Source organism: Pseudomonas sp. MYb327 (assembly GCF_040438925.1).
Taxonomy (GTDB): domain Bacteria; phylum Pseudomonadota; class Gammaproteobacteria; order Pseudomonadales; family Pseudomonadaceae; genus Aquipseudomonas.
Genome location: NZ_CP159258.1, coordinates 1,117,629 through 1,139,907, shown reverse-complemented (window position 1 = coordinate 1,139,907; position 22,279 = coordinate 1,117,629). Strand labels below are relative to the sequence as shown.

Genomic DNA, 22,279 nt, shown 5'->3' with positions numbered 1-22,279 from the left:
ACTCCTATCATTCGCCCCTGGAGTCGTATTTGCGCAAGGAGTTCCCGCGCCGTCACAATTTTTCTCAAAGGCGGCGCGCCGCCCGGAACGAATCATGACCACTCCAGCCCGAACCCGCGTGCCTTTTCGCCCAACGCTCATTGCCCTGCTTTGCTCGCTGTCCGTCACTGCCCACGCAACAACGCCCGCCACACCTGCACAAAACGACGGTAAAGCGCTGGTGCTGGACAACGTCAACGTCAACGCCGAAGCCCCTACTCAGTCCGATCTCCCTCCGGTGTACGCCGGCGGACAAGTCGCGCGTGGTGGTCAACTGGGCGTGCTGGGCAACCAGGACATCATGGACGTGCCGTTCAGCATGACCGCCTACACCGAAGAATTGATCCGCGATCAGCAAGCCGAAACTGTCGGCGATGTGCTGCTCAACGACTCGTCGGTGCGTCAGGCTTCCGGTTTTTCCAATCAGGCCCAGACCTTCATGATCCGTGGCCTGCCGCTCAACGGTGACGATATTTCCTTCAATGGCCTGTACGGCATCCTGCCGCGGCAGATTATTTCCACCGACGCTCTGGAGCGCGTGGAAGTCTTCAAAGGCCCGAACGCTTTCATTAACGGCGTGACGCCGAGCGGCTCCGGCATCGGTGGCGGCGTCAACCTGCAACCCAAGCGCGCCGGTGACGTGCCGTTGCGCCGCTTCAGCACCGACATCAGCGACGACGGGCGAATCGGTGAACACCTCGACGTCGGCCAGCGCTTTGGCGAAGACAATCGTTTCGGCGCACGCGTCAACCTGTCCCAGCGCGAGGGCGACACCGCCATCGACGATGAAAACCAGCGCTCCAAGCTGTTTGCCATCGGCCTGGATTACCGGGGCGACGCCCTGCGCATTTCCGGCGATTTCATCTACTCCAAAGAACGCGTCAACGGTGGCCGCAGCTCGGTGAACCTGGGCGCCACCACCACGCACATCCCGGATGCGCCGTCGGCTGACACCAACTACGCACAGAAGTGGGGCTTCACCCAGATCGAAGACACCTTCGGCATGCTGCGCGCCGAGTACGACCTGAACGAAAGCTGGACCGCCTATGCCGCCGCGGGCCACAAGCACACCCGTGAAGTCGGTAATTACAACAGCACTACCCTGGTGGGCAACGACGGTAGTTCCATCACCACCGGCTCGTTCATTCCCCACGACGAGGACAACACCAGCGCCATGGCCGGCCTCAATGGTCGCTTCGACACCGGCCCGGTCAGCCATCAGCTCAACTTCGGCCTGGCTGGTATCTGGACCCAACAGCGCAACGCCTTCGATTTCGACCTGACCCAATACCCAAACAACATCTACCACCCGGTCGACGTGCCGGCCCCACAGGGCGGTTTCTCCGGCGGCGACCTGCACGATCCGGGCATCACCGGCAAAACCTTCGTGCGCAGCGGCGCGGTGTCCGACACCCTGGGCTTCTTCGATGATCGACTGTTGGTCACCGTCGGTGCGCGTCGCCAGCAACTGGTGGTCCAGGGCTACGCATACGGCACCGGAACCCGGACGTCCAACTACGACGAGTCGATCACCACGCCGGTGTACGGCATCGTGTTCAAGCCATGGGATCACGTGTCGTTCTACGCCAACCGCATCGAAGGCCTGGCTGAAGGCCCGACGGCACCGACCACGGCGGGTTCCCGCGTGGTGGTCAACGGCAACGAAGTCTTTGCCCCGGCCCGCTCCAAGCAGATCGAAGCCGGTGTGAAAGTCGACATGGGCACCTATGGCGCCACGCTCGGTGTGTATCGCATCGAGCAACCGGCCGATGGCTACACCCAAGCCCTCGATGCCACCACCGCGGTTTTCATCCACGACGGTGAACAGGTCAACAAAGGCGTGGAACTCAACGTCTTCGGCGAGCCGATCGATGGCCTGCGCCTGCTCAGCGGCGTGACGGTCATGGACACCGAACTGAAGAAAACCCAGGGTGGTCTCAATGACGGAAACCAGGCCATCGGCGTGCCGACCTTCCAGTTCAACGCCAACGTGGATTGGGACGTGCCGGGCCTGCAAGGCGTAGCACTGAATGGGCGGATGTTGCGCACCGGCGGCCAATACGCAGACGCGGCGAACAACCTCAGCCTGCCGACCTGGAACCGCTTCGACGCCGGCGCCCGTTATGCCTTCAAGGTCCAGGAAAAGGACGTGACCTTGCGTTTCGGTGTCGAAAACGTGGCCAACAAGAAATACTGGGAATCGGCCCAGGGCGGCTACCTGACCCAGGGCGAGCCACGGGTAGCGAAGCTGTCGGGCACCATCGACTTCTGATTGCCCGCACTGAACAGAAAAAGGCCCCGCAGCTTTACCGCTGCCGGGCCTTTTTCCGTTGAGCGGCTAGCCTCACTGCCTGGCGCGCGTGGACCATACTTGAACCACACCGCCAGGAGGAACGGCACATGCACCGCAGCGATGTATTGATCATCGGCGCCGGCCCGACCGGACTGGTACTGGCACTGTGGCTGAGCAAACTCGGGGTCAGCGTACGGATTATCGACAAGACTTCAGCCCCCGGCACCACGTCGCGGGCATTGGCCGTGCAGGCGCGGACGCTGGAGTTATATCGCCAGCTCGGTCTCAGCGAGGCTGTCGTGCAAAAGGGCCATCGCGTGGCGGCCGCCAATTTCTGGGTCAAGGGCGAAGCCGTCGCGCGCTTGCCCCTGAGCCACGTCGGTGAAGGCCTGACGCCCTACGCGTTCCTCGAAATATTCCCCCAGGACGAACATGAGCGCCTGCTGATTGAACGCCTCGAAACCTTCGGCATCACCGTCGAACGCAGCACCGAGCTGCTGGGTTTCGAAGAAACCGGCGACGGCATCACCGCGACGTTGCGCCTGCCTGACGGCCAGCATGAAATCTGCCAGGCCTGCTATCTGGCCGGGTGCGACGGTGCGCGGTCAATTGTGCGCAAGTCCATGGATACCGGATTTCCCGGCGGCACCTATCAGCAGATTTTCTATGTCGCCGATGTGCAGGCCAGCGGGCCGACGTTCAACGGCGAGCTGCACGTGGACCTCGATGAAGCGGATTTTCTCGCCGTATTCCCGTTGGCCGCGACGGGGCGCGCACGCTTGATCGGCACCGTCCGTGATGAGCGTGTCGAGCATGCCGACACCCTGCAATTCGCCGACGTCAGCAGCCGGGCCATTGAAAACCTGAAGGTGCAGATCGAACAAGTGAACTGGTTCTCGACCTACCGCGTGCATCATCGGGTCGCGGATCACTTTCGCACCGGACGTGCATTTTTACTGGGCGACGCTGCCCATGTGCACAGTCCCGCCGGGGGCCAGGGCATGAACACCGGGATTGGCGATGCGATCAATCTGGCCTGGAAACTCGCGGCCGTCTTGAGCGGCGCCGCCGAGGCCAAATTGCTCAACACCTACGAAACTGAACGCATCGCATTTGCCCGCAAATTGGTGTCCACCACCGACCGGGTTTTCAGTTTCGCCACCGCCGAAGGCCGCATGGCCGACCTGTTGCGCACGCGTCTGGCGCCCTTCGTGATTCCGAAAATGGCCTCGTTTGAGACGTCCCGCGAATTCCTGTTTCGCACGGTGTCGCAAATCACCCTGAACTATCGCGGGATGCCGTTGAGTACCGGCGTGGCCGGGCACGTCCACGGTGGCGATCGCCTGCCCTGGGCCCATGATGGTGAAGGGGATAATTTCGAATCGCTCAAATGCCCGACCTGGCAAGTGCATGTGTATGGCGACACCAGCGACGAGATGATCGCCTGGTGCATCGAGCATCATCTGCCATTGCATGTGTTCGACTGGCGGCCGGCATTTGAAACGGCAGGCCTGGGGCGTAACGGGTTTTACCTGTTGCGGCCGGATACCTATGTGGCGATTGCCGAGACATGCTCGGACCCGAAGGTGATCGAACGGTATTTTCAGTCTCAGGGGATTCGGCCGTTTTTTACTTGATTCAAAAAACACCATTTCCCTCTGTAGGAGCTGGCTTGCCAGCGATGAGGCCGCTGGATCCAGCATCTATCTATGTTGGCTGGGCTGCCGTCATCGCTGGCAAGCCAGCTCCTACAAAGTTCAGGGCTCAGGGCTCAGGGCTCAGAATGGCTTTAGATCCCGGCCAGGGCCAGGTCCATCGCGAAGTAGGTGAAAATCAAATCCGCCCCCGCCCGCTTGATCGCCCCCAGGCTTTCTCGCACCACGCGATCTTCATCGATCGCCCCGGCCTGCGCGGCAAACTTGATCATCGCGTACTCACCGCTCACCTGATACGCCGACAGCGGCAGGCGCGACACTTCGCGAATGTCGCGGATGATGTCCAGGTACGCGCCGGCCGGTTTGACCATCAGCGCATCGGCGCCTTCCTGTTCGTCCAGCAGCGATTCGCGCACCGCTTCGCGGCGATTCATCGGGTTCATCTGATAGCTTTTGCGGTCGCCCTTGAGCGCGCTGCCGCCGGCCTCGCGGAACGGGCCATAGAGCGCCGAGGCGAATTTGGTCGAATAGGCCATGATCGCTGTCTGGGTAAAACCGTTTTCATCCAGTGCCCGGCGAATGGCCTGGACTTGCCCGTCCATGGCGGCGGACGGGGCAATCACATCGGCACCGGCACGGGCCGCCGCCACCGCTTGTTTGCCGAGATTGATCAGGGTCTGGTCGTTGTCGACTTCGTGGTTATGCAGCACACCGCAATGGCCGTGGTCGGTGTACTCGCAGAAGCAAGTGTCGGACATGACTATCATTTCCGGCACGGCATCCTTGGCGATGCGCGACATGCGCGACACCAGGCCATTGTCGTTCCAGGTGTCGCTGCCGTTGCCGTCCAGGTGATGAGATACACCGAAGGTCATCACCGACTTGATCCCGGCCCGGGCATAGCGCTCGATTTCGCCGGCCAGTTTCGACTCGGGAATTCGCATCACGCCGGGCATGCTTTTGATCGGTACGAAATCGTCGATTTCTTCTTCGACGAAAATCGGCAGCACCAGGTCGTTCAAGCTGAACTCGGTTTCCTGGAACAGACTGCGCAGGCTCGCATTGCGGCGCAGACGGCGTGGACGTGCTTCGGGGAACTGGCTGGACATGGGCATTCCTGAAAATCGGAGGACGAGACGAAAGTCGTAGAGGGGGTGAAGCTTATGCCCTGCAAGGCGCAGGGTACAAATGTCGAACGCTCAAGACAGCGTTACCGGAACGGCAACAATCATCCGGGCCAACGCAAAATCTTGTAGGAGCTGGCTTGCCAGCGATGAGGCCCGGACACCCAGCATCCATGTTGAATGTGCCACCGCCATCGCATCCAACACAGCTCCTACAGGTATGTGTGAATTAACCAGTGATTGGTTTCGGAATTTCCAGCCCGCGCTTCACCGCCGGGCGCGCCAGGAATTTCTCCAGTACCCGTGTGACGTTGGGGAAGTTCTGGATGCCCACCAAATCACCAGCCTCATATCGGCTGATCAGGTTGCGAATCCACGGAAAGGTCGCGATGTCGGCAATGGTGTAGCGCTCGCCCATGATCCAGTCACGCCCTTCAAGGCGCTTGTCGAGGACGCCGAGCAGGCGTTTGCTCTCTTCGACATAGCGGTCACGGGGGCGCTTGTCCTCGTAATCCTTGCCGGCAAATATATTGAAGAAACCGAGCTGGCCAAACATCGGCCCGATGCCGCCCATCTGGAACATCAGCCACTGAATGGTTTCATAGCGCGCCGCCGATTCCTGGGCCAGCAATTGCCCGGTCTTGTCGGCGAGGTAGATCAGAATCGCCCCGGACTCGAACAACGGCAATGGTTGGCCATCAGGGCCGTGGGGATCGAGGATGGCCGGGATCTTGTTGTTGGGATTCAACGACAGGAACTCCGGGGACATCTGATCGTTGGTCTCGAACCCGACGCGATGAGGCTCGTACGGCAGGCCGATCTCCTCAAGCATGATCGAGACCTTGACGCCGTTGGGCGTCGGCAAGGAGTAGAGCTGAATCCACTCAGGGTATTGGGCCGGCCATTTTTCGGTGATGGGGAACGCGGACAAATCGGTCATGGGAAAGGATCCACGGGGAAATAAGAGCGACGATCATAATGGAGATAGTCAGGGCTGGGAGCGTTTGGTCCATCAATATCGCTGATGGTCGCAATTAAAGGAGATCACGGGTGTTTCGAGCCAACAGGTGTAGGGTGTCCACAATTCCGCAACATGTTGTCGATAACCTTTGCTCCAAGCCGTTCAAGGTTACCGGTACATTGCTGCGCTCCCGGCCGGTATCGAACCAAATGGGCATCAGAGGACTCTGAACACTGCCCCTTTGAAACGGACCGGTTCAACGACATGGAAAACACCCGACGCAGGAAAATCGCGGTGTAAAGGTTTGTCAGCCTTAACCAGAATGCGCTGAAGAACCTTATTCCATGATGAAATTTCTGACATTAGCCAATCGCTTCAAACATCGTGCCTATATATTCTTGCCCGCTGTGCTGGCGGCCAGTGCTTTGTTTTTGATGCTGGAGTCCCGCGAAAGCCGCGCTCAGCCGGTGGACGGTACCCAAACGCTGGTGTTCCTGCGCCACGCGGAAAAACCCGACGGCGGCCTCGGTCAACTCAACTGCCAAGGCCTGAACCGCGCCATCAATCTGGCTACCCTGCTGCCGGAAAAATTCGGCAAGGCCAACTATGTGTTTGCCGCCAACCCGACACGTAACGTCGAGGAAGGCGAACTGGACAATTCCTACAGCTACATTCGCCCGTTGATGACCATCAGCCCGAGCGCGATCAAGCTCGGCTTGCCGGTCAATATCAACTTCTCGGCCAACGACACCAGCGACCTGGCCGATGAACTGCTGCACGACAAATATCACAACTCGGTCATCTACACTGCCTGGTCTCATGGCTACCTACCGGAGCTGATCAACAAGGTCGCCGGGGAAGCGGTCGGCAAGAAACAGAAGATCACCGAAGACTGGGAATCCAGCGATTACGATTCGTTGTTCGTCCTGACCCTGACCTGGCATAACGGCAAGGCCAGCCTGGTCAGTCATAGCTATAAGCAAGGGCTGGATAATGGGCAGGAGACTTGCCCGACTTGAGTGATGCAGTGACTAAGCTGGCCCCATCGCGAGCAGGCTCGCTCCCACACTGAATGATTTCAAATGCAGGAGTGAGCCTGCTCGCGATGGGCCAGCAAAACCACCCTCAATTTCACTGACTGCTCCGCTCTCGCAAATACTCCAATACCGCCTCCCGCTCCCCGGAAAACTCGATCCGTGCGCCTTTTTTCTCCCGTTGAAAGGCATACATCGGATCGTAATATTCCGTCAGCAACCCTTCGATCCAGCCCCGGTGCAAATCCACTGCGCCGCTGTGTCCCTGCTCCGCCAACGCGTCTTCCATCAGCACCAGCATCCGTCGATGACGCTCACCGCCCAGGCGTTTCTGCACATTGTCCAGGCTCGCCAGCAGACGCTCGGAAAACAGCACAAAACCTTCGTCGCCATGCACGGCGATGAACTCGGCACACAAGTCCACCACATAATCATGCAGGATCCGCTCGACCCGCCCTTGCAGGCTGTCTTCGAGCCAGACCATCGGAAATTGCTGCATGCCCTGATACAGCGGCAGTGGCAGCGCACAACTGCCAATTGCGCGGCTCTCGTCTTCCAGCACGAACTGGTCGATTCCGCGAGCACGCTTCTTCAGCAGGTCCACCGCCAGGCGGTTTTCAAAGTCGATGTTGGACGGTTGGCCGGTGGCGCGTTTGCCGAAACTGGAGCCGCGATGATTGGCATGACCTTCAAGGTCCAGCCCATTGCTCAACTGCGTTAGCACTTCGGTTTTACCGGTGCCGGTCATGCCGCCCAGCAAGACGAAATCACATTGGCCGACGGCTTGATCGACGGTCTCCAGTAGAAAGGTACGCATGGCCTTGTAACCGCCAGCGACCCGTGGATAGTCGATGCCCGCCTCGGTCTTGAGCCATTGCTGGACAATCTGCGAGCGCAAGCCGCCGCGAAAACAATAGATAAACCCATCGGGATGCGCCCGGGCGAAGTCTGCCCAGGCCTGGATGCGATGGGCCTTGATCTCGCCGCAGACCAATTGATGACCCAGCTCGATGGCCGCTTGCTGACCGTGCTGTTTGTAGCAAGTGCCGACCCGCTGCCGTTCGTGATCGTTCATCAGCGGCAGGTTGATCACACCTGGGAACGATCCCTTGGAAAACTCGACCGGCGCGCGGGCATCCATCATCGGCCGCTCGTTGAGGAAGATGTCGCGGTAATCGGCGCAGTCGTCAGACATCAAGACACCTCGACCGCGTTGCCCTGTCGCTCGACCAGTTCACCGATGGGCGCCAGGCTCAAGCTCAGTTCGGCGGCCACCGTCAGAAACGCATCATTGCCCTCCGGCGTCACGGCAACCAGCAGGCCGCCGCTGGTCTGAGGATCGCACAGCACGCGCTTGTGCAACTCCTGCAGGCGCCCGAGTTTGCTGGCGTAGCTGTCGAAGTTGCGCAAGGTCCCGCCGGGAATGCAGCCCTGTTCGAGGTAATACTCGACGCCCGGCAGACGCGGCACGCGGTCGTATTCGACTCGTGCGGTGAGGTGGCTGCCGTCAGCCATTTCCACCAGATGCCCGAGCAGACCGAAACCGGTGACGTCGGTCATCGCCGTCACGCCGTCGAGTTTGCCGAAACGGCTGCCGGGTTTGTTCAGGGTGCACATCCAGTCGCGTGCCAGGCCGATGTCGGCATTGCGCAACTTGCCCTTCTTCTCGGCGGTGGTGAGGATGCCGATGCCCAAGGGTTTGGTCAGGTACAGCAGGCAACCGGCGGTGGCGGTGTCGTTGCGCTTCATGTGACGCTTTTGCACCAGCCCGGTGACGGCGAGGCCGAAAATCGGCTCCGGTGCGTCGATGGAATGCCCGCCAGCTAAAGGAATGCCCGCCTCGTCACACACCGCACGGCCGCCGCGAATCACCTCACGGGCAATTTCCGGCGCCAGCACATTCACTGGCCAACCGAGGATCGCGATCGCCATCAACGGATCGCCACCCATGGCGTAGATATCACTGATGGCGTTGGTGGCGGCGATGCGGCCGAAATCAAACGGATCGTCGACGATCGGCATGAAAAAGTCGGTGGTCGAGACCACGCCGCGCTCTTCGTCGATGGCATACACCGCCGCGTCATCGCGCGAGGCATTGCCGACCCACAGTTTGGGGTCCAGGTTCTGCGCCCCGCTGCCGGCCAGAATCACTTCCAGTACCTGGGGGGAAATCTTGCAACCGCAACCAGCACCGTGGCTGTACTGGGTCAGACGGATCGGCTCGCTCATGGGGGCACCTCGAAGAATAAGTGCCGTTAAGTGTAGGAGCTGCAGCAGGCTGCGATCTTTTGATGTTGATTTTTTCAGGATCAAAAGATTGCAGCCTGCGGCAGCTCCTACAGGAGTCAGTTATGGCAACAGGATTACTTTATCGCCACTGCCTTGATTGACCTCGGCATAACGCGCCAGCCCTTCGGCCAGTGGTGACTCGAACAAGCCTTGGGGCAAAGGCAACAAGTCCTGATCAAAGAACTGCCCGAACTTATCGAGCATCGCCGCGCAGGCCTGCACGCCGTAGAGCAACGAGTTGATCCCCACCACCGAACCGCCCTTGCGATACAACGCCAGGGCCGGCAACTGCACCATGCCGTCCACCGGCGCGGCGATAATGGCGATGCGACCAAAGGTGGCCAGAGCGGCGACGGACGCCGGCAGCCAGAAACCGGTGGTGTCGAAAATCACGTCAGCGCCACCGGTGAACACGGCATTCACCTGCGCGCCCAGATCTTCGGGTTTGTCCAGTTGCAGTGTTTGATAACCCTGGGCCTGCAGATCCTTGACCTGTTCCGGGCGCCGCGCAGCCGCCAGTACCTGGGCACCGCGTACCTTGGCCAATGCCAGCGCGGCACTGCCGACCGCGCCGCCACCGATCACCAGCAAACGGGTTTCGGCGGTCACCAGGCTGCGCTCCAACGCATCCCACGCCGTGGTGTAGGGCACGCCGAGACTCGCGGCTTGAGCGAAACTCAAATGGGTGGGTTTGAGAGCGACGCCATTGGCCGGCAGCTTGACGAATTGCGCATGGGAGCCATCGGCGAAGAAACCCAGCTCCCGACCGGTACCCCAGACCTGCTGCCCGATCAGCGCCTGCGGGCCTTCGACCACGATACCGGCGAAATCGCGACCGGGAATCCGCGGCAAGGTGGTGTAGGGAAAACGTCCCAGGACGTTTTTCACGTCGCTGGGGTTGAGACCGGCAGCCTTGATCTCGACCAGCACTTCATCAGCGCCGACAACGGGGGTCGGGACTTCCACGTAGCGCAGGGCGGAGAGGTCGCCAGTTTTGTCGAACTGCAATGCTTTCATGTGCGTTTCCATCGAATGAGCGAAAGGGTTTCAGGAGATCCAGCCGGCCACCAGTTGCCGGCCCATCGGCCAGATTTTTTCCCCGGCGAGCATGCCAAGCAGACCGATCAGCGCGATGGCCGGTGGCGCGGGGGAACGAAAATCCAGGGCGCCGTAAAGCAGGCCGACACTCAGACCGATAACCAGTGAAATGACGTAGCTCATGGCAGACTCCGTGGGCAATTGAGGATGCCGCCAGTCTAGGGAGAGGTGACCGGGTGTATCGGCCAAGCGCTTCTGAATTTCGGCCAATGAAGGGGGGATGCCCTGTAGGAGCCCGGCTTGCCGGCGATGGCGTCCTTGAAATCGTCTTCACCGGCTAGCCGGGCGTTTACAGGGGTTCGGGTTGCGCCAGGGAAAATTGCGAAGGCGCGACACCCAGCTCACGGCGGAACATGTCGCTGAAACTGCTCGGCGAATAGCCCAACTCCCGGGCGATCGCGCTGACGGGCACCCCCTGAATCAACTCAGCCACCGCCGTCGCCAGTTGCACCTGTCGCCGCCATTCAGCGAAGCCCATGCCCAAGCCGTCCTTGAACAACCGAGCCAGTGTACGGACGCTGGCACCGGCGTTTTCGGCGTGTTGCTCGAAGGGAATGTCCAGCGATGGTGCGGCCATCACCGCTTGGCACAGGTTCATCAAACGCCGGTCGGAATCATCCGGCAGCGGGATTTTCAGCAGCGAGCGCTTGGCCCGTTTGAGCTCCAGCAACGCCAGCCCTACCAGCGCTTCGTAATACTCCGGAGCACCGTCGTCGCCCTGCTCCACCAGGCCGACAATCAACTCACGCAGCAATCCGCCGACTTCGATTACCTGCACACGGTCATCGAGGGTTGCGGCCAAGGACGGTCGCAGATAGATATTGCGCATTTGCAGGTCCGACACCACCCGAATCCCGTGGGGCACGCCCGGCGGCAACCACACCGCCCGTTGCGGCGGCACCACCAGCGCTTCATGGGGCGTCTCGACCCACATCACTCCGCTCATTGCGTACAGCAACTGCCCCCAGACATGCTCATGGGGCTCGATGAAAAAACCGCGCGGATAGGTGCGTGCCAGCGGTTGCACGGGCACATCGGTATCAGTCAGATCAGGCGGTGCGGCAAGGGCCATGGGCAGCAATCATTGGGGTTTGGGATCGCCCCATGGTAACCACGCGCCCGACTTGTCGCCAGCTTCTGCCACCGTCTGACAATCCGACTGAATTTTCCGTGTGGGCCGCGATCCGTTTATGTACCACAGGGAGGATTACGGGCTATATGAACAACGCAAAACTCTTCGTCATTGAATACACCCTTCATGGCGCCCCCAAATCGTTCATTATCCGTCTGGATAAAATGGACAACGCAGAAGCCTGGCATTGGGCGAGCTGCGATGCCGGGGTGGGCCGGATTCCGCGCTTTGGCCGGGAAAAGGTGCAGAAGACCAGCAAGCCGATGGCAGAGAAGTTCGGCGTGGAGAACGTCAAGTGGCGGCCAGCGAACTAACCTCTGTTGAGGATCAGCATTGGGGAAAGCAGCATGACATCGACACTCATCAGCAGCCCGGCGCATCTGGACTACGGACTGGATACGCTGTTCGGCCGCATCGTCAAGAGCACTGAATGCCGGGTCGGCCTGGAACAGGTCGAGCACGACCTCAGCCGTTTTGCGGTGCGCATTCCGGCACCGTTGCCGGAAGACCTGGAGCAGGCGAAAACCGTGGTTCAGCGAGTCGAAGGACGCACACTCGCGGGAACCGTTCGTCACACTGAACGGTTGGACGATGACAGTCTGAAACTGGAAGTGGAGCCCGACTAGGCTCCACTTTCATCGTGAACGACTATTTCCCGTGGGCGCACTTGCAGCCTTTGTGGACACACTCCTCGCCTTGCTCGTGGTGCTTGGCGCAGGCTTCGCAGCAATAGTGCTTACCGTGGCGTGCAATCGGATGTTCGCCCAGTTTGCATGAGCATTTGGGGCAGTCGCAGATACTTTCACTGTCGATCATGAGCCTGACTCCATGGGTGTGGTCGTCCGGGTCTTGCAAATGCAGCCCGTCGTAACAGTGTAGGAGTTAAGCCTGGCGGGTGCTGCTGCGGTACATGAACACCAGCGCCAACGCCAGGCACACCATTGCCAAGATCCGGCTGCCGGATAATTCGATCGCCGGATTGCCCAGCCAACCAAAATTATCGATCAGCATGCCCATGCCCAACTGCCCGACGATCACGGCCACCGTCGCCACCGCCGTTCCCACTCGCGGCACCGCGCCCACCATCACCATCATGTAGACGACACCGAACAAGGCGCCGCTGAGCTGCCATTTCGGCACGTCCAGCAAACTCATCGCGTGGGCCGGTTCGAAAAACACAATCAGCAACCCGGTCACCACCGCTCCCACCACGAACGTCAGCAAACTGCTGCGCAACACACCGACGGTTTCGCCGAGCCGGCCATTGATCGCGGCTTGCACACTCAACACCGCGCCGGCAGCTACGACTACCGCCAACAAAATAATCAGATTCATCATCAACCCCGCGCAATCAAGACAAGTGCCGCCACGATCAGCAACAAGGCCAGCCAACGCTCACCGTTGACCTTTTTGCGGGTGGCGCCGAACCAGCCGAAGTGGTCGATCAACACACTCTTGCCCACCTGCCCGGACAGGATCGCGATCATGGTCATGGCAATCCCGATATGCGGCGTGGCCAGCGTCAGGACCACCACGTAGATCGGCCCGAGAAATCCGCCGATCAATTGCCAGCGCGGCAGTTCGCTCAGGGCCGGGCCCTGTTGCGGGCCGCTGAACAACAGCAGCAAAAACAGTATCGCCGAGCCAACGCCGAAGATGCTCAAGGTCGCCCATAGGTGCCCGACCTGCACGCTCAGCGGCCCAAGCAGCCCGGCCTCTACGGAAAGACCCATGCCGGCCAGGATCACTAGCGGCAACAGCAGCAGCCGCAGCCCCGGTCTGGTTGCAGGCGTTGCGGCAACGTCCGCGGAATTGATTGAAGAAGTTTGCATGGAGAGCCCCTGAGTCATTGATCTAAACGCTCAACCTGTAGGAGCCCGGCTTGCCGGCGATAGCGTTTGTGAGATCGCCATCGCTGGCAAGCCCGTCCCTACAGGGTTGCGTCGCAGGCGGGCATTATCGATTGGTGTTGCTGTGCGATAAATGGGAGCATCCTGACAACACTTTTGCGTAAATCGCACAGCAGGACTTCTCATGCACGGTCTCAACGAACTGGGGTTCAAGGCGCTTCGGCAATTCGTCGCGGTACTCGACCATGGAAGCTTCTCCGAAGTTGCCCGCCGCGAAGGCCTGGCGCCCTCTTCGATTTCCCGGCAGATCCAGTTGATGGAACAGGCCCTGAGCCAGCAATTGCTCTACCGCCACACTCGCGCCGTAACGCCCACTGAAGCCGGGCGCATGCTCGGTCATCATGCGCGGCTGATGCTGGTGCAACTGGAAGAGGCCGAACAAGCCTTGCAGGAACAACAAAGCGAGCCCACCGGACTGGTGCGCATCAACGCGCCAGTGGTGTTTGGCCAACGGCACTTGACGCCGTGGCTGGGGCAATTGTGCGAGCGCTACCCTAGACTGCAACTGGATATCCAGCAGACCGACCATTACGTCGACCCGTTGCAGGAAGGCGCCGACCTGTTGTTTCGCATCGGTCCGCTGCACGACTCAAGCATGCAGGCGCGGATTCTGGCGCCCCATCGCTTTCAAGTGGCGGCGAGCCCGGCGTATCTGCAACGTCACGGCGCGCCGCAACATCCTGCCGATCTCGCTGCCCACCAATGCCTGGCCTATAAGGGCGTGACCGGTCAGCAGCGCTGGTTTTTCCGCAACGGTCAGCAGGACTGGACGCCTTACTCGGTGAGGGGGCCGATCACCGGCAATCACGCCGACACATTGACCCAGGCCGCCGAACAAGGTCTGGGGCTGGTGATGTTTCCATCGTGGTTGATTGGTGAAGCGGTGCGCAACGGCACGTTGGTGCCGGTGCTGCGGGACTATCAGGTGTCCAACAGCCTTGAGCCGCAGCAGATCGCCGTGCTCTGGCCGGGGAGCAGGCGTTTGTCGGTGAAGGTGCGGACGGTGATTGATTTCTTTGTCGAGTGTTTTGGCGAGGTGCCGTATTGGGATAGACCGTAACTGACATCCCGACCTGTAGGAGCCGGCTTGCTGGCGATAGCGTTCTTGCGGGCGCCATCGCCAGCAAGCCGGCTCCTACAGCGAAGTGTTCGTCAGTCAGATACGGAACTGCCCGACCAGGCTACCCAGGCGTTGACCGAGGTCCGCCAAGCTGCGAGACGTTTGCGCACCCTGTTGGGTTTCATCGGCAACGCTGTCCACCGCCACGGCAATCTGATGCACGCTGCGGTTGATCTCTTCCGCGACGGCGGTCTGCTCCTCAGCGGCGCTGGCGATCTGCGCGTTCATCGAATTGATGGTGGCAATCAACTGAGCCATGGTGTCGAGCGATGCACCCGCTTCATTTGCCTGGGCCGACGTGCCATCGCCCGCTTCGCTGGAGCGGCGCATGGCGTCAACGGCGGACTGGGTGCCGGCCTGCAAGCGGTCGATCATGCCCTGGATTTCCTGGGTGCTGATTTGCGTGCGGCTGGCCAACGCCCGCACCTCATCGGCCACCACCGCAAAACCGCGCCCGGCCTCACCGGCACGAGCCGCTTCGATCGCCGCGTTGAGTGCCAGCAGGTTGGTCTGTTCGGCGATCGAGCGGATCACTCCCAGCACGCTGACAATCGACGACACGTCTTTTTGCAAGCTGTCGAGGGACACACCGCTGCTGCGAATGTCATCCACCAACGCATGAATTTTCACGATACTGCCGGCCACCACACGCTTGGCAGCCTGGCCTTCTTCGTCGGTCTGCTGGGCGGCAACCGCGGCGTTTTGCGCGCTCTTGGCCACTTCCTGGGCGGCGGCCGACATCTCATTGATCGCGGTGGCGACCTGGTCCGTCTCGTGACGCTGACGCTCCATCGCCTGATCCGAGCGATTGGCCTGCTCGGAAACCTGATTCACCAGCCCGGTCAGTTGCGAGGTCATTTCGGTGATCTGGCGCACCAGGCCGTGAATCTTGTCGACAAAGCGGTTGAACGAACCGGCCAGTGCACCCAGCTCATCCTGGCTGGTGATGGTCAGACGCCGGGTCAGGTCGCCCTCGCCCGCCGCGATGTCGTCGAGGTTGGCTTTCATCTGGTTCAGCGGACGCAAAATGGTGTTGGCCAACAACATCCCGGCTGCCGCGATCACCAGCAGCACCACCAACGCCACCCCGACAATGCTTAGCACCACGCCTTGCATGCGTTCCTGGACCTTGGCCTCGACTACGGCGACTTGTGCTTCGATGCCGTCGAGGTTGACCGAGGTACCCACCGCCATGTCCCACTTCGGCAGGAATTCGGTGTAACCGAGCTTGGGCACCAGCACCTGGGTGTTACCCGGCAGCGGCGAGCTGTATTGCAGGTAGTGCGTGCCGTCCTGGGCGACTTTAACCAGATCGCGATTGACGTAAACCCCGTTCGGATCGCGATTGTCCTTGAAGCTTTTGCCCACGCCTTCCGGGTCTTTTGCCTTGAACAGGCGCACGGTGTTGGAGTCGTAGCCGAAGAAATAGCCGTCCTTGCCGTAGGTGATATTCGACAGCAACTTGATCGCCTGGGCCCGCGCCGCGTCATCGCCTTGAGCGGCGGCGTCGTACAACGGTTTGATCGTGGTCATGGCCACTGCGACGTAACTTTGCAGTGTAGCCTTGGCGTCGCTGAGCAGGCGCTGGCGGGTTTCCTCGACTTCCTTGCGCGCCTGTTCCTGCAGGATGAACAACGTGGTCAGGCTGATGACCAGCGAGAAGAGCAACACCGGGAGGACGGCAAGGGACAGGACTTTGGCCTTAAGGCTCATGCGCATGACGTTCACTCTTTTGATTTTGTTGGCGTGGTTAAAAGCTTTAACGGCAACAAAAACCAAAACTGTAGGAGCCGGCTTGCTGGCGATGGCGCCGTTGAAATCGCCATCGCCAGCAAGCCGGCTCCTGCAGGTAAATCACAGCACCATCGCAGCAATCCAGCCGAACGCCAGCAACGGCAGGTTGTAATGCAGGAACGTCGGGACCACGGTGTCCCAGATGTGGTGATGCTGGCCGTCGATGTTCAAGCCGGAGGTCGGGCCGAGGGTCGAGTCCGAGGCCGGGGAGCCGGCGTCACCCAGCGCGCCGGCGGTGCCAACGATGCTCACGATGGCAATCGGGCTGAAACCCAGTTGCACGCACAACGGCACGAAAATCACCGCCAGGATCGGCACGGTGGAAAACGACGAACCGATACCCATGGTCACCAGCAGACCGACCAGCAGCATCAGCAAAGCGCCAATCGCCTTACTGTGGCCGATCCACGCGGCCGACGCTTCAACCAGGGTTTGCACTTCGCCGGTGGCCTTGATCACTTCGCCAAACCCGGACGCGGCGATCATGATGAAGCCGATCATTGCCATCATCTTCATGCCTTCGGTGAACAGGTCATCGGTGTCACGCCATTTGACGATGCCCGACACCGAGAAAATCAGAAAGCCCACCAGCGCGCCGATAATCATCGAGTCCAGCAGCAACTGCACGACGAACGCCGCGGCAATCGCCAAACCGGCGACCATCAGGCTCAGCGGGTTGTATTGCACCGCGACCTGTTCGACTTGCTCGATCTTTGCCAGGTCGTAAACGCGCTTCTTGCGGTAACTGATAAACGCCACCCCAAGCCCGACCAGCATGCCCAACGCCGGAATGCCCATGGCATGGGTGACGTTGATGCCGCTGATATCCACACCGCTGCGGGCGACGTTGGCCAGCAGGATTTCATTGAGGAAGATATTGCCGAAACCCACGGGCAGGAACATGTACGGGGTGATCAAACCGAAGGTGATAACGCAGGCGATCAACCGACGGTCCAGCTGCAACTTGGTCAGCACATATAAAAGTGGCGGCACCAGCAACGGGATAAACGCGATGTGAATCGGCAGGATGTTCTGCGAGGCGATGGCCACCACCCACAACAGGCCGATCAGCAACCACTTGACCTGACCGCCACCGGTCGCGTGCTGACGATCGACCATGGCCAGCGCCTTGTCCGCCAGTGCATGGGCCAGGCCGGACTTGGCAATCGCCACCGCGAAAGCGCCGAGCAACGCGTAGGACAACGCCACCGTCGCCCCGCCGCCGAGCCCGCTGTTGAAAGCCTTGAGCGTCGCGTCGATGCCCAGGCCACCGGTCAAGCCACCCACCAGCGCACCCACGATGAGCGCGATGACCACATGCACGCGGGACAGGCTGAGAATCAGCATGACGCCCACCGCGGCGATGACTGCATTCATTTCATTACCTCGAGACAAACGGAAAGAGTCCGGCCGGCAGTTCGCATGAGCGGCCAGCAGATTGAAATATGGGTTTTATTAGAGGGCGCGCACTGTGCCGGACCGATGCCGCCTTGTCAAAGCCGGACGCATCCTTTGCAGGAGCCGGCTTGCTGGCGATGAGGCCATGGAACATGGCGGTATTATTGAGATCGCTATCGCTGGCAAGCCAGCGCCTACAGGTGATTCGATATTTCCAGGGCGGCGTAAAGAAAGCCAAACCCCGGCCGTTACAGTGCAAAGTCTCAGATATTTATCGAATAAAGGACGTCTCCATGTCGCTCAGACAACTTTCCATTCAATGGAAAATCACCCTGCTGGCCGGGCTGTGCCTGGCGGGCATCGTGACCCTGCTGGTGGGTCTTTCGCTGTATCGCATGGAGCACAGCTCCGCGCTGGTGAAAGCCTCGAGCATGGAGATGCTGACGGAAGCGGCCCAGGCGCGGATCGAATCCCAGGGTGAAAATCAGGCGCTGGGCATTCGCCAGCAGTTCATGGACGCCTATCAATATGGCCATGGTTTTTCCCGTCAGGTGCTGTTTCTGCGTGATCAGGCAGAGAAGCGTTTTCTCGATGCCTTCGACCTGCGTGAAGACCTGACTCGCCAGGTCAAGTCGGCCCTGCAAGCCAACCCGGAACTGCTCGGCCTGTCGCTGGTGTTCGAACCCAACGGGCTGGACGGCAAGGATGAGCTGTTCGCCGGTCAGGCGGAATTGGGCAGTAACGACAAGGGCCGATTCGCCCTGTACTGGTCGCAACCGACACCGGGCAAGGTGACCTCGATGGCGCTGCCCGAAAGCGACATGGCCGACACCAGTACCGGCCCCAGCGGCGAACCGGCCAACGCCTGGTTCACCTGCCCGCGCACCAGCCTCAAGCCGTGCGTGATCGAACCCTACTTCTATATGATCGACGGCCAGAATGTGCTGATGACCAGCATCGTTTTCCCGCTGATGGTCAACGGTAAAGTCATCGCTTCGCTGTCGGTGGACATCAACCTCAACAGCCTGCAAACGGTCAGCCAGGCCGCGAGCAAAAAGCTTTATGACGGCCAGACCAGCGTCAGCATCGTCAGCCCGGCCGGCCTGCTCGCCGGTTACAGCCCGGACGCCAGCAAGCTCAGCCAGCGTCTGGAAGCGGTGGACCCAACCACCGGTGCCGAGCTGATGCGCATGCTCGCCGGCAGCAGCAAAACCAGCAGCCTGCACAGCCATCAGCAGCTGAAAGTGCTGTCGCCGTTCCAGCCGATTCCCGGCGGCAAATCCTGGGGCGTGTTGCTCGACGTGCCGGAAAAAGTCCTGATCGGCCCTGCCGAAGCACTGAAAAAGCAACTGGATGAAAGCAACAACGCCGGCACGCTGACCGAACTCGGCCTCGGCGTGCTGGCCGCATTGATCGGTCTGCTGCTGGTGTGGCTGATGGCGCGCAGCGTGACCAAGCCGATCCTCGGCGTGGCGCACATGCTCGAAGACATCGCCAGCGGCGAAGGTGACCTGACGCGACGCCTGGCCTACGACAAACAGGATGAACTGGGCCAGTTGGCCGGGTGGTTCAACCGTTTCCTCGACAAGCTGCAACCGATCATCGCCGAAGTGAAACGCTCGGTGCAGGACGCCCGCAGCACCGCCGACCAATCTTCAGCGATCGCCACCCAGACCAGCGCCGGCATGGAGCAGCAATACCGCCAGGTGGATCAGGTGGCGACCGCCTCCCACGAAATGAGTGCCACCGCCCAGGACGTCGCCCGCAGCGCTGCACAAGCTGCGCAGGCGGCTCGCGATGCCGATCAGGCGACGCGTCAGGGCCTAACCGTGATTGATCGCACCACCACCAGCATCGACAACCTCGCGGCCGACATGAGCGCGGCGATGGTGCAAGTCGAAGGCCTGGCGGCCAACAGCGAGAAGATCGGTTCGGTGCTCGAAGTAATCCGCGCCATCGCCGAGCAGACCAACCTGTTGGCGCTCAACGCTGCCATCGAAGCGGCCCGGGCCGGTGAAGCCGGCCGCGGTTTTGCCGTGGTGGCCGATGAAGTGCGCAACTTGGCGCGACGTACCCAGGAATCGGTTGAAGAGACCCGCCTGGTGATTGAGCAATTGCAAAGCGGCACACAGGATGTGGTCGGTTCGATGGGCAACAGCCATCGCCAGGCCCAGGGCAGCGTCGAACAAGTCGGACAAGCCGTGACGGCGCTACGGCAGATCGGCGAGGCGGTGACCGTCATCAGTGACATGAACCTGCAAATCGCCAGTGCCGCGGAAGAGCAAAGCGCGGTCGCCGAGGAGATCAACAACAACGTCGCGACCATTCGTGACGTGACCGAGTCATTGTCGGGGCAAGCCAATGAATCGGCGCGGGTGAGCCAATCGCTTAATTGTCTGGCCAATCATCAGCAGGGTTTGATGGATCAGTTCCGCGTTTAAGTCCTTTGTGGGAGCGAGCCTGCTCGCGATAGCGGCGATACATTCAGTAACAATGTGTCTGATACACCGCTATCGCGAGCAAGCTTGCTCCCACAAGGTTTATATCCCCCAGGCTTGCGCCGTCTAACCGACAATCGCCTGCTCCCACGCCCTCAGAATGATGGCGAGTGGATATCTACCCAAAGCCGATTATGCTTCATGAAACCTTGCAGCGATGCGAGGCCGTCAGTCTGTGTCCCATGGCCCGGGTACGGCAACAAATGAGAGGTGCTCCGGCCTAAAACAAGAACAACGGAGAAAACTCATGGCGGCAATCGACAACACAACCACAGGCAGCGCGCCTCACCACGGGATCACCAAGGAAGAGCGCAAAGTCATTTTTGCCTCGTCCCTGGGCACCGTGTTCGAGTGGTACGACTTTTACCTCTATGGCTCGCTCGCCGCGATCATCGCCAAGCACTTCTTCGCCGGCGTCAACGAGACTACATCCTTCATCTTTGCCCTGCTCGCGTTTGCCGCGGGTTTTGCCGTTCGGCCCTTCGGGGCGATTGTGTTCGGGCGACTGGGCGACATGATCGGGCGCAAACACACCTTCCTGATCACCATTGTGATCATGGGTATTTCAACGGCTATTGTGGGTTTCCTCCCCGGCTACGCGACGATTGGCGTGGCGGCGCCGATCATCCTGATCACCCTGCGCCTGTTGCAAGGCCTTGCACTAGGCGGTGAGTACGGTGGCGCGGCGACCTACGTGGCCGAGCATGCACCGAAAGGCAAGCGCGGCTACTTCACTTCGTGGATCCAGACCACCGCGACCCTTGGTCTGTTTCTCTCTTTGCTGGTGATCCTGGCCTGTCGCACCGTGCTGGGCACTGAAGCCTTCGAAGCCTGGGGCTGGCGGATTCCGTTCCTGCTGTCGATCCTGTTGCTGATTGTCTCGGTGTACATCCGCTTGCAACTCAGTGAGTCGCCGGTGTTCCTGAAAATGAAGGCCGAAGGCAAAGCCTCGAAAGCGCCGCTGACGGAATCCTTCGCCCGCTGGGACAACCTCAAGATCGTGATCATGGCCCTGCTCGGCGGCACCGCCGGCCAGGCGGTGGTCTGGTACACCGGGCAGTTCTATGCGCTGTTCTTCCTGCTGCAGACGCTGAAGATCGACCCGCAGACCGCCAACCTGCTGATTGCCGGCTCGCTGCTGATCGGCACGCCGTTCTTCGTCATCTTCGGCAGCCTGTCCGACCGCATCGGCCGCAAGGGCATCATCATGGCCGGCTGCATCCTTGCAGCGCTGACCTACTTCCCGATTTTCCACGCGTTGACGCAGTACGGTAACCCCGACGTGTTCATCGCCCAGGAGAAAAACCCGGTCACGGTCATCGCCAATCCCGACCAGTGTTCGTTCCAGTTCGACCCGGTCGGCAAGGCCAAATTCACCAGTTCCTGTGACCTGGCCAAGACCGTGTTGGCCAAGCGCGCCATCCCCTACAAGAACGAGAAGGCCGAGCCGGGCGCTGTCGCGCAAGTGCGCATCGGCGACAAGGTGATCCAGAGTTTCGAAGGCACCGGCATGCCCGCCGCCGACTTCAAGGCCAAGAACGACGCGTTCACCGCCACACTCGTTACCGCGCTCAAGGACGCCGGTTACCCCGAGAAGGCTGACCCGGCCAAGACCAACTATCCGATGGTGCTGCTGCTCCTGACTATCCTGGTGATCTACGTGACCATGGTCTACGGCCCGATCGCCGCCTGGCTGGTGGAACTGTTCCCGGCGCGCATCCGCTACACCTCGATGTCACTGCCCTACCACATCGGCAACGGCTGGTTCGGTGGCTTCCTGCCGACGGTAGCCTTCGCCATGGTCGCGGCCACTGGGGATATTTATTACGGGCTGTGGTACCCGATCGTGATCGCGGTGATGACAGCGGTGCTGGGCATTTTCTTCATGCCGGAAACCAAGGATCGGGAGATTCATCACACCTGAATCGGGCATC

The 22,279-nt window shown here is 60.5% G+C and carries 20 protein-coding genes; 8 read left to right on the top strand and 12 right to left on the bottom strand.

What is annotated here, in order from left to right; all coding sequences use genetic code 11:
* Positions 1-94 precede the first annotated feature (94 nt).
* Together ABVN21_RS05070 and ABVN21_RS05065 are read left to right on the top strand one after the other, a co-directional pair.
* Positions 95-2,311 (top strand): TonB-dependent siderophore receptor, encoded by a 2,217-nt coding sequence (locus ABVN21_RS05070; RefSeq protein WP_339552930.1) that lies wholly within the window; start codon positions 95-97, stop codon positions 2,309-2,311.
* 128 nt (positions 2,312-2,439) lie between these two features.
* On the top strand, positions 2,440-3,969 hold the full coding sequence (locus ABVN21_RS05065; protein WP_339552929.1) for an FAD-dependent oxidoreductase: 1,530 nt from the start codon (positions 2,440-2,442) through the stop codon (positions 3,967-3,969).
* A 152-nt stretch (positions 3,970-4,121) separates the two neighbouring features.
* Here ABVN21_RS05065 and hemB read toward each other — a convergent pair whose 3' ends face one another.
* Both hemB and ABVN21_RS05055 read right to left on the bottom strand, forming a co-directional pair.
* Positions 4,122-5,096 carry a porphobilinogen synthase gene (gene hemB / locus ABVN21_RS05060; protein ID WP_339552928.1) on the bottom strand — a complete coding sequence of 325 codons (975 nt, stop codon included), beginning with the start codon at positions 5,094-5,096 and terminating at the stop codon, positions 4,122-4,124.
* Positions 5,097-5,340: 244 nt separating this feature from the next.
* Positions 5,341-6,051: a glutathione binding-like protein gene (locus ABVN21_RS05055; RefSeq protein ID WP_339552927.1), complete on the bottom strand. Its 711-nt coding sequence runs from the start codon at positions 6,049-6,051 to the stop codon at positions 5,341-5,343.
* Between the two features lie 365 nt (positions 6,052-6,416).
* Here ABVN21_RS05055 and ABVN21_RS05050 point away from each other — a divergent pair, with 365 nt between their 5' ends.
* Positions 6,417-7,091 (top strand): histidine phosphatase family protein, encoded by a 675-nt coding sequence (locus ABVN21_RS05050; RefSeq protein ID WP_339552926.1) that lies wholly within the window; start codon positions 6,417-6,419, stop codon positions 7,089-7,091.
* Between the two features lie 112 nt (positions 7,092-7,203).
* On the opposite strand, the gene mnmH is transcribed toward ABVN21_RS05050, so the two are convergent.
* The 5 genes from mnmH to ABVN21_RS05025 form a co-directional block, all read right to left on the bottom strand.
* Complete coding sequence (mnmH, locus tag ABVN21_RS05045; RefSeq protein ID WP_339552925.1) at positions 7,204-8,301, bottom strand: tRNA 2-selenouridine(34) synthase MnmH; 1,098 nt, start codon at positions 8,299-8,301, stop codon at positions 7,204-7,206.
* Positions 8,301-9,335, bottom strand: a complete 1,035-nt coding sequence (gene selD / locus ABVN21_RS05040; RefSeq protein WP_339552924.1) for a selenide, water dikinase SelD — start codon at positions 9,333-9,335, stop codon at positions 8,301-8,303. Before selD ends, mnmH begins: the two co-directional genes overlap by 1 nt.
* Positions 9,336-9,455: 120 nt before the next feature.
* Positions 9,456-10,412: a zinc-binding alcohol dehydrogenase family protein gene (locus tag ABVN21_RS05035; protein ID WP_339552922.1), complete on the bottom strand. Its 957-nt coding sequence runs from the start codon at positions 10,410-10,412 to the stop codon at positions 9,456-9,458.
* A 30-nt stretch (positions 10,413-10,442) separates the two neighbouring features.
* A complete protein-coding gene (locus tag ABVN21_RS05030; protein ID WP_339552921.1) occupies positions 10,443-10,616 on the bottom strand; it encodes a DUF1427 family protein in 174 nt (57 codons plus the stop codon).
* Positions 10,617-10,782: 166 nt separating this feature from the next.
* Complete coding sequence (locus tag ABVN21_RS05025; RefSeq protein ID WP_339552920.1) at positions 10,783-11,565, bottom strand: helix-turn-helix transcriptional regulator; 783 nt, start codon at positions 11,563-11,565, stop codon at positions 10,783-10,785.
* 146 nt (positions 11,566-11,711) lie between these two features.
* Here ABVN21_RS05025 and ABVN21_RS05020 point away from each other — a divergent pair, with 146 nt between their 5' ends.
* Together ABVN21_RS05020 and ABVN21_RS05015 are read left to right on the top strand one after the other, a co-directional pair.
* Complete coding sequence (locus ABVN21_RS05020) at positions 11,712-11,939, top strand: DUF6555 family protein (RefSeq protein WP_008152143.1); 228 nt, start codon at positions 11,712-11,714, stop codon at positions 11,937-11,939.
* A gap of 33 nt (positions 11,940-11,972) precedes the next feature.
* Positions 11,973-12,251, top strand: a complete 279-nt coding sequence (locus ABVN21_RS05015; RefSeq protein ID WP_339552919.1) for a hypothetical protein — start codon at positions 11,973-11,975, stop codon at positions 12,249-12,251.
* 22 nt (positions 12,252-12,273) lie between these two features.
* Here the strand turns inward: ABVN21_RS05015 and ABVN21_RS05010 are convergent, their stop codons facing one another.
* From ABVN21_RS05010 to ABVN21_RS05000, 3 genes are all read right to left on the bottom strand, one after another.
* Positions 12,274-12,441, bottom strand: a complete 168-nt coding sequence (locus ABVN21_RS05010; RefSeq protein WP_339552918.1) for a metallothionein — start codon at positions 12,439-12,441, stop codon at positions 12,274-12,276.
* A gap of 66 nt (positions 12,442-12,507) precedes the next feature.
* Positions 12,508-12,963, bottom strand: coding sequence for a DMT family transporter (locus tag ABVN21_RS05005; protein ID WP_339552917.1), 456 nt, complete (start codon positions 12,961-12,963; stop codon positions 12,508-12,510).
* Positions 12,963-13,457 (bottom strand): DMT family transporter, encoded by a 495-nt coding sequence (locus ABVN21_RS05000; protein ID WP_339552916.1) that lies wholly within the window; start codon positions 13,455-13,457, stop codon positions 12,963-12,965. The genes ABVN21_RS05005 and ABVN21_RS05000 overlap by 1 nt, the downstream gene beginning before the upstream one ends.
* Positions 13,458-13,659: 202 nt before the next feature.
* Here ABVN21_RS05000 and ABVN21_RS04995 point away from each other — a divergent pair, with 202 nt between their 5' ends.
* The gene (locus tag ABVN21_RS04995; RefSeq protein WP_339552915.1) at positions 13,660-14,595 is read left to right on the top strand and encodes a LysR family transcriptional regulator; all 936 of its coding nucleotides are present in this window, start codon (positions 13,660-13,662) and stop codon (positions 14,593-14,595) included.
* A gap of 96 nt (positions 14,596-14,691) precedes the next feature.
* Here the strand turns inward: ABVN21_RS04995 and ABVN21_RS04990 are convergent, their stop codons facing one another.
* Together ABVN21_RS04990 and ABVN21_RS04985 are read right to left on the bottom strand one after the other, a co-directional pair.
* Entirely contained in the window at positions 14,692-16,374 is a 1,683-nt protein-coding gene (locus ABVN21_RS04990) for a methyl-accepting chemotaxis protein (RefSeq protein ID WP_339556872.1), read from the bottom strand.
* 135 nt (positions 16,375-16,509) lie between these two features.
* Positions 16,510-17,826 carry a Na+/H+ antiporter NhaC family protein gene (locus ABVN21_RS04985; protein ID WP_339556839.1) on the bottom strand — a complete coding sequence of 439 codons (1,317 nt, stop codon included), beginning with the start codon at positions 17,824-17,826 and terminating at the stop codon, positions 16,510-16,512.
* A 314-nt stretch (positions 17,827-18,140) separates the two neighbouring features.
* Here ABVN21_RS04985 and ABVN21_RS04980 point away from each other — a divergent pair, with 314 nt between their 5' ends.
* Both ABVN21_RS04980 and ABVN21_RS04975 read left to right on the top strand, forming a co-directional pair.
* The gene (locus tag ABVN21_RS04980; RefSeq protein ID WP_339556840.1) at positions 18,141-20,288 is read left to right on the top strand and encodes a methyl-accepting chemotaxis protein; all 2,148 of its coding nucleotides are present in this window, start codon (positions 18,141-18,143) and stop codon (positions 20,286-20,288) included.
* Between the two features lie 304 nt (positions 20,289-20,592).
* On the top strand, positions 20,593-22,269 hold the full coding sequence (locus ABVN21_RS04975) for an MFS transporter (RefSeq protein ID WP_339556841.1): 1,677 nt from the start codon (positions 20,593-20,595) through the stop codon (positions 22,267-22,269).
* The last annotated feature ends 10 nt before the right edge of the window (positions 22,270-22,279 follow it).

What these genes read in the sequence shown, in the direction of transcription:
- ABVN21_RS05070 (WP_339552930.1), top strand. Translation starts at nt 95, where the DNA reads ATGACCACTCCAGCCCGAACCCGCGTGCCTTTTCGCCCAACGCTCATT.
- ABVN21_RS05065 (WP_339552929.1), top strand. Translation starts at nt 2,440, where the DNA reads ATGCACCGCAGCGATGTATTGATCATCGGCGCCGGCCCGACCGGACTG.
- hemB (WP_339552928.1), bottom strand. Translation starts at nt 5,096, where the DNA reads ATGTCCAGCCAGTTCCCCGAAGCACGTCCACGCCGTCTGCGCCGCAAT.
- ABVN21_RS05055 (WP_339552927.1), bottom strand. Translation starts at nt 6,051, where the DNA reads ATGACCGATTTGTCCGCGTTCCCCATCACCGAAAAATGGCCGGCCCAA.
- ABVN21_RS05050 (WP_339552926.1), top strand. Translation starts at nt 6,417, where the DNA reads ATGATGAAATTTCTGACATTAGCCAATCGCTTCAAACATCGTGCCTAT.
- mnmH (WP_339552925.1), bottom strand. Translation starts at nt 8,301, where the DNA reads ATGTCTGACGACTGCGCCGATTACCGCGACATCTTCCTCAACGAGCGG.
- selD (WP_339552924.1), bottom strand. Translation starts at nt 9,335, where the DNA reads ATGAGCGAGCCGATCCGTCTGACCCAGTACAGCCACGGTGCTGGTTGC.
- ABVN21_RS05035 (WP_339552922.1), bottom strand. Translation starts at nt 10,412, where the DNA reads ATGAAAGCATTGCAGTTCGACAAAACTGGCGACCTCTCCGCCCTGCGC.
- ABVN21_RS05030 (WP_339552921.1), bottom strand. Translation starts at nt 10,616, where the DNA reads ATGAGCTACGTCATTTCACTGGTTATCGGTCTGAGTGTCGGCCTGCTT.
- ABVN21_RS05025 (WP_339552920.1), bottom strand. Translation starts at nt 11,565, where the DNA reads ATGGCCCTTGCCGCACCGCCTGATCTGACTGATACCGATGTGCCCGTG.
- ABVN21_RS05020 (WP_008152143.1), top strand. Translation starts at nt 11,712, where the DNA reads ATGAACAACGCAAAACTCTTCGTCATTGAATACACCCTTCATGGCGCC.
- ABVN21_RS05015 (WP_339552919.1), top strand. Translation starts at nt 11,973, where the DNA reads ATGACATCGACACTCATCAGCAGCCCGGCGCATCTGGACTACGGACTG.
- ABVN21_RS05010 (WP_339552918.1), bottom strand. Translation starts at nt 12,441, where the DNA reads ATGATCGACAGTGAAAGTATCTGCGACTGCCCCAAATGCTCATGCAAA.
- ABVN21_RS05005 (WP_339552917.1), bottom strand. Translation starts at nt 12,963, where the DNA reads ATGATGAATCTGATTATTTTGTTGGCGGTAGTCGTAGCTGCCGGCGCG.
- ABVN21_RS05000 (WP_339552916.1), bottom strand. Translation starts at nt 13,457, where the DNA reads ATGCAAACTTCTTCAATCAATTCCGCGGACGTTGCCGCAACGCCTGCA.
- ABVN21_RS04995 (WP_339552915.1), top strand. Translation starts at nt 13,660, where the DNA reads ATGCACGGTCTCAACGAACTGGGGTTCAAGGCGCTTCGGCAATTCGTC.
- ABVN21_RS04990 (WP_339556872.1), bottom strand. Translation starts at nt 16,374, where the DNA reads ATGCGCATGAGCCTTAAGGCCAAAGTCCTGTCCCTTGCCGTCCTCCCG.
- ABVN21_RS04985 (WP_339556839.1), bottom strand. Translation starts at nt 17,826, where the DNA reads ATGAATGCAGTCATCGCCGCGGTGGGCGTCATGCTGATTCTCAGCCTG.
- ABVN21_RS04980 (WP_339556840.1), top strand. Translation starts at nt 18,141, where the DNA reads ATGTCGCTCAGACAACTTTCCATTCAATGGAAAATCACCCTGCTGGCC.
- ABVN21_RS04975 (WP_339556841.1), top strand. Translation starts at nt 20,593, where the DNA reads ATGGCGGCAATCGACAACACAACCACAGGCAGCGCGCCTCACCACGGG.